Source organism: Gammaproteobacteria bacterium, assembly GCA_016765075.1.
Classification (GTDB): Bacteria; Pseudomonadota; Gammaproteobacteria.
In genome coordinates, this window is record JAESQP010000101.1 from 1 (window position 1) to 3,572 (window position 3,572).

Genomic DNA, 3,572 nt, shown 5'->3' on the forward strand with positions numbered 1-3,572 from the left:
CTATTTATGTCGTTAGAAAATATCCTAGAAAATTGGTCAAAGTATCGCCGTGGTCACGAAGAAGGCGGTTACCACGAGTATGAGCACATGTGGGGTATGGCCATAGATCTTGATAAGTGCACAGGTTGCAATGCCTGCTCTGTGGCCTGTTATGCCGAAAACAACCTTGCTGTTGTTGGCGAAGAGAAGTTCGCTAAGGGTCAGGGTATGCACTGGTTGCGTATCGAACGTTATTGGGATGAGCCTGATTTAGGTGAAGATAAGGTCAGTGAATATCAAATTCATGGCGACAGCTTTTTGCCGATGAATTGTCAACAGTGTAATGCAGCGACCTGTGAGCCAGTGTGCCCTGTGTCGGCGACCTATCATACTCCTGATGGCTTGAATGCTCAGGTTTACAACCGTTGTATCGGTTCACGCTATTGCTCTAATAACTGTCCCTACCGTTTACGCTATTTTAACTTTTTCTCTTACTACGAAGAGTCATGGCCAGAGCCTCTGCAAATGCAGCTTAACCCTGACATTTCAGTGCGTGATAAGGGTGTGATGGAGAAATGTACCTTCTGTGTGCAGCGTATTCGTAAAGCAAAAGATGACGCGGCGCGTGAAGACCGTGCCGTATTAGACGGCGACGTTAAAACTGCATGCCAGCAAAGCTGTGCTACTCAAGCAATTGTCTTTGGTGATTTGATGGATGAAAACAGTGCGGTGTCCAAGGCCTGGAAAAAACACGAAGTTGCACTGGGCAAGGCGAGCCAAAATAAAATGAATCTAGACAAACGGGGTTATCGAGTTTTGGAAGGGCTCAATACCGATCCATGTGTCATGTTCTTGGAACGTGTGCGCGAAGTGTAATGGTTGTAGTGTCTCTAATAGATAACAGAGCAACACAAGATTAGCGAGTAAGCGAATGCAAACGAAAGACACCATGCAAACGAAAGATATCGACGAAAACCTACCGTGGGTGCAAATCAACAAAGATGTGATGCGCAGCATGATGAATCCGCGCATGGCTTACTGGGTTGCGATTGTCGTCTGTATTTTCATGATCTCTTGCGCCGTTGCCGCAGAAATCTACCAATACAATGTCGGCATGGGCACAGGCGACCTCAACTGGCCGCATATGTGGGATCTGTATATCGCCACCTTCATTTTCTGGATTGGCATGAGCCACTCCGGCACATTGTTGTCAGCGATTTTGCATATTATTCATGCTGATTGGCGCAAACCGATTTATCGCTTTGCCGAAGCCATGACCACTTTCTCTTTGATGACAGCGGGTTTATTCCCGATTATCCACATTGGCCGTATGTGGAATATGTATTGGGTGCTGCCTTACTACAGTGACCGTGGTATCTGGCCTAATTTTCGTTCACCCTTGGTGTGGGATGCGTTTGCGATTGCGACGTATTTAACCTCATCCGCATTATTTTTGTTCATCGGGATGATTCCTGATTTGGCCATTTGTCGTGATAACACCACCGGCTGGCGTCGTAAGTTGTATACCATATTGTCGTTAGGCTGGCGTGGTGATGACCGTCAGTGGCGTAATTTTCGCCGTACCTATCTATTGATGGCGTGCTTCTTGATTCCACTAGCGGTGTCGGTGCATTCTATTGTGTCGTCTGACTTTGCAGTATCGATCATGCCAGGTTGGCACGTCACGACCTTCCCGCCTTACTTTGTCGCAGGCGCCTTGTATTCTGGTTGTGCGGCGATTATTACACTGTTTATTTGTCTGCGTTATTTCTTCCGTTTGGAAGATTATATGACCATTCCGATTCTGGTTAAAACATGCAAGCTGACCTTTGCTATCGCAATGGTGTGGACGTATTTAAACCTGATTGAGTTTGCTTCGATTTGGTACGGACATAACGCGGTAGATAAAGAGCTGTTAATTGCCAAGTTCACTGGACCGTATTCACCCTATTTCTGGATGATGTTGTTCATTGGTTCGGTGATGCCATTTACGCTGGCGTTTGAAAAGTTGCGTACGCATTTGCCCACCATGTTGGCGGTATCGCTCATACTTAACCTGGGAATGTGGTTGGAACGCTGGATGATTGTGACGCCTACTTTGTCTCTGGGTTACCATCCTTTTGCCTTTGATGTCATGTGGCCAAGTATGATTCAGTGGGCTATTGTCTTCGGTAGTTTTGGTTGGTTCGGATTGTTGTTTTTGATATTCGTTAAAGTGTTTCCTTGTGTCTCGATGTATGAGGTTAAGGAAATGTGTTACCACCGCAAGCGCGAGGCTCTGGGTATTGGTCACGGTTCGCATGCCGGTGGTGGGGCAGCGGGCGTAGTGCCGGCGTCGAAACCTGATGTAGGAGGGGGCTAGCATGAATAAGCGACGTATACTTGGTCTGTTTGGTGATTTCGATGCCGCCTTTGCAGCGATCAATGACATCAAGGCAGGGAATGTGCCGGGTGTCACGCTGGATGATGTTGAAGTGCTGTCGCCAATAGAGCACCCGGACATTGATGAAGTGTTAGAGCACCGAAAATCGCACGTGCCTAAATTCACCTTATTGGGTGCTTTGTTCGGTATGATCGCTGGTTTTTTGTTTTTGGCTTCTGCGCAGGCTAACTTCTTGGTGCAGCCACAAGGTGGTAAGCCAGTCATTCCTCTGCCTTCAAATATTGTTTTGACCTATGAAATGTTGATTTTGTCTGGTGTGATTTTTACGATTGTCTCTTTTATGGTAACAGCACGCCTATTCCGTAAACGTAACCCACTTTATAGTGAGATGATTACGGTTGATCAGGTTGGTGTTGAGATCACGCTTGATGAGGGTAACCTAGCAGGATTGAAAGAGGTCTTTGCTAAGCACGGTGTGCTTGAAGTACGCGAGGGGACACTCTAAATGAAGCGCTTAGCCGTACTCGTATTATTAGCTGCACCGATGGTGGTTTTTGCTTGGCCTTGGTCACAAGACATGATGAATCAACCGAGTATTAAGCCGCAGGAAGGTACGCCCTACCCGTTTCCTAAGCGTTCTGTGCCTTATTCAATTCCTTATGGTGGTGAACTGACACAGGTTGCAACACGTGAAGAAGCAAAAGACTTGGTCAACCCAATTCCTGTGAGTGATAAATCACTCAAGACAGGCAAGCAGTTATTTAAGATTTACTGTGGTGCTTGCCACGGATTGCTGGGTAAGGCGGATGAGTCTTCACCCGTCTCAGCAAAGATTTTTGCAATACCGCTAATAGGCGATTACGTACAAAAAGACATGACAGAAGGTTGGATTTGGGGAACGATCACCTATGGTGGTTTTGTTATGCCTGCTTACGGCGACCCAACGGGTAATGCGCAAGGGCTGGGCTCAAATGACCTTTCTGTTAAAGAGCGTTGGCACGTGGTGAACTATCTTCGCAATCAATTGGTTGCCGACGCAAATAGCGATCCAGCAATCACAGAAACTGCAGCCGTCACAGAAACTGCACAGGCATCGACAGCTGCTGTTGCAGCAGTCAACTAATTAGGGGCAAGTGATTCGATGGAACTCGCATTTGGTAATTGGTCGATTTTAACGACAAACTTTTTAGCTGTTTTGTATTTATCGCTA

At 46.7% G+C, this 3,572-nt stretch carries 4 protein-coding genes; all 4 read left to right on the forward strand.

Features of this window, described 5'->3' with window-relative positions; all coding sequences use genetic code 11:
• The first annotated feature begins 6 nt into the window (after positions 1-6).
• The 4 genes from JKY90_05980 to JKY90_05995 are packed head-to-tail and all read left to right on the forward strand — an operon-like array spanning position 7 to position 3,485.
• Positions 7-855, forward strand: coding sequence for a 4Fe-4S dicluster domain-containing protein (locus JKY90_05980; GenBank protein MBL4851812.1), 849 nt, complete (start codon positions 7-9; stop codon positions 853-855).
• Positions 856-910: 55 nt separating this feature from the next.
• Positions 911-2,341 (forward strand): polysulfide reductase NrfD, encoded by a 1,431-nt coding sequence (gene nrfD, locus JKY90_05985; GenBank protein ID MBL4851813.1) that lies wholly within the window; start codon positions 911-913, stop codon positions 2,339-2,341.
• A 1-nt stretch (position 2,342) separates the two neighbouring features.
• Positions 2,343-2,867 carry a DUF3341 domain-containing protein gene (locus JKY90_05990; protein ID MBL4851814.1) on the forward strand — a complete coding sequence of 175 codons (525 nt, stop codon included), beginning with the start codon at positions 2,343-2,345 and terminating at the stop codon, positions 2,865-2,867.
• Entirely contained in the window at positions 2,868-3,485 is a 618-nt protein-coding gene (locus tag JKY90_05995; protein ID MBL4851815.1) for a cytochrome c, read from the forward strand. It begins immediately after the preceding gene.
• Positions 3,486-3,572 lie beyond the last annotated feature (87 nt).